At 63.3% G+C, this 2,330-nt stretch carries 1 protein-coding gene; it reads right to left on the bottom strand.

Annotated elements, in window-relative coordinates; genetic code table 11:
* Nucleotides 1-2,098 precede the first annotated feature (2,098 nt).
* The coding region (locus tag Q0747_RS13840) for a hypothetical protein (protein ID WP_298255629.1) at nucleotides 2,099-2,330 on the bottom strand (232 nt) is incomplete at its 5' end.

Below are 2,330 nucleotides of genomic sequence, written 5' to 3'. Positions count from 1 at the left end.
CGCACACCACACCCCACCACACCGGTAGGGTCGGCCTATGAGTGGATTGTTCTCACACCCACGCGAACCCGCGCAGGCGACGGGTAGCGTCAGGTGGCCTCTCATGCTGAAGCAACCAGGGACGAGCTGCCACACAGGTCCGGGAGGATCTCTCTGGTGGGGATGTCACGCGGTGGCCCTGGAACTCTGTATGAGCAGGTCGAGAAGCGGAATCGGTATCTGGTCGCGGAGCCCGCGCCTGGATGATTGGTCTCACTGGTCTCAGTGGTCTCTTCTCAGTAGTCCGAGGTCGCGGTCCAGCAGGACAATGACCTATGTGTCGCAATCACTATCGAGTTTTCCTTCGCGTCCGTCGAGAACTTGGAGGACGAGTTCGGCACCGCGGTGGCCCAGTTCCTGATCACGGAATTCGCCGGCGCAGCGGAGGTAGACGCGGCATTCGAGGGTGATGACTTCAGCAAGGACTTCTTCGTCCCCACCTGTTCACGTTCGGTCGCGGGTCTGCTCGCCAGGGTGCACGTCATTCGACAGCTCGTCGCGGCCACGGCCGGGGCCGCGTCGGTGTCGGGGTTCGGGAGTAGATCAGAGTCTCTGGTCCAGGAATCCCCGAGAGGACAGAGTGGAGCCTCTTCCTGGATCTTGCCCGGAACCCTCACAACTCGGTAATTGTGTGCCGGCATCGGTCAGGGCGTCGTCGAGGACTGCCCGGACCGTGGGCACGAGGAGGTGGCTTCAGGCATGGTCCCCGGCGAGGAGTAGAAGGGGTCGAAGCCGTAGTGGGAGCGGAACACGAGCCACCGGTCGTTCTCCTGCCGCTGCCTGCCCTGCTCGGGCACCACCGCGGTGACCGCGATGGTGAGATGTCATGGCCGAACCGATACGCCACCGCTGCTGAAGAGCACTTCGATGAGACCGTCCAGGGATCCTTCGTGGACCGCCGTCGGGCGGATCCGGTGAGCACCTCGCCGGAGTTGGGATTGCCGAGAGGCAAGCATGTGGCACGTGATGCTCCCTCCCGGAGTGCCCTGCCGGGGAGCCCTCTTCATTCGGTGCCAGCCGTGCGCCCTACTGTTCCCCCATCGGGTCCGGGTGTGCCCCCGGCCACGACATGGCCAGCTGACCGCAGAACACCCCCCTCGGCGAAACCTTGACGAGGCCCGGGGGAGAACGCATCGGGCGCATGGCCGCAGGCTCCAGACCGCGTCGACGACGTGCTTCAGGGGACCCCATAATTCCTCGACGAGTGCCTCCCTCCCACGAGCGCGTGAACCCTCCTGTTCGCGCAGTGCAGGACGGCGGGACCATCCTGCGGACGACCGACCACCGGCGACATGCAGAAGAAGGACCATCCCGGGGTCGATGGAGGCGGCAGGAGGATCGAGCCCTTCGCGACGGAGGAGCGACCGACCAGGCAGCAGCCGATCATCGAGGGATTCCGGACATCAGGTCCGATCCGCCCATGATCAATGCTTACCGTGCAGCGTCGCGTTGGCTGCTGCACAGTAGCAGGCTGCTCGGCCAGCGTCGACCGAACCATCGGCTTGGGCCTGTCGCTCGAGCCGGCCCGTCCGCAAGGCCGGCGCTGCTCCCTCCGCAGAGGTGGGCGGACACCATCCCGGGAGGACCATCGAGCAAGAACGGCGCCACGGAGTCTCGAGCCGGCCCGATCCGATCGATCAGCTGCGGTAGCCGACGCACGTTACGGATCGGATGCAGGTGCCTGGAATTCGCGGCGACGAGGCATACCTGCGCGATCACGGCGATCAGGGTGCTGCACGGATAGGATCCGGTAGGTCCTCGGACTCTCGACCACGAGATAGTGGCTGGGAGGCGTCGATCGGGATGCGCTCCGTCCGGAGCGCCGCCGAGTGAGGCACACCGTGAGGTGAACCCTTGGGACGGCCAGGAGGGCACGGCAGCGCTGCTCCGACTGACCGCTGCCGACGCCATGGGTGGGACGTGATGCAGGTGACGTGTCGCGGGCTTGCCCGTCGGGGATCGCGCGTGTAATGTTTCATGAGTTGCCCCGCTGAGGGCAGCCACCCCCTTCAAAATGTTGACCACTTCGCATGCCTCGATACGAGGGCGAATCGGGTCGCTAATTGCGATGGGTGCTTTCTTTGGATAATTGTTTGCAGGCGTTCAGCCGGCGCAGACGATTTGACAGAGGAAAATGAATTGAAATACAGTATGAACATAGCGGCGGAGGAAAGCGGCCACGAGAAGCGTGAAAGCGCGAGGCTCGCAAGTAATCGTTTGCTCCTGTTGTTTGAGAACTCAATAGTGTGCCAAGTTTTTTGATACCGATTGTTTGTTGATTGGTTGAATTT

The organism is uncultured Arthrobacter sp. (assembly GCF_947493765.1).
Classification (GTDB): domain Bacteria; phylum Actinomycetota; class Actinomycetes; order Actinomycetales; family Micrococcaceae; genus Arthrobacter_D.
The sequence above is the reverse complement of the archived record's forward strand: the minus strand, read 5'-3'. Positions and strand labels throughout refer to the sequence as shown.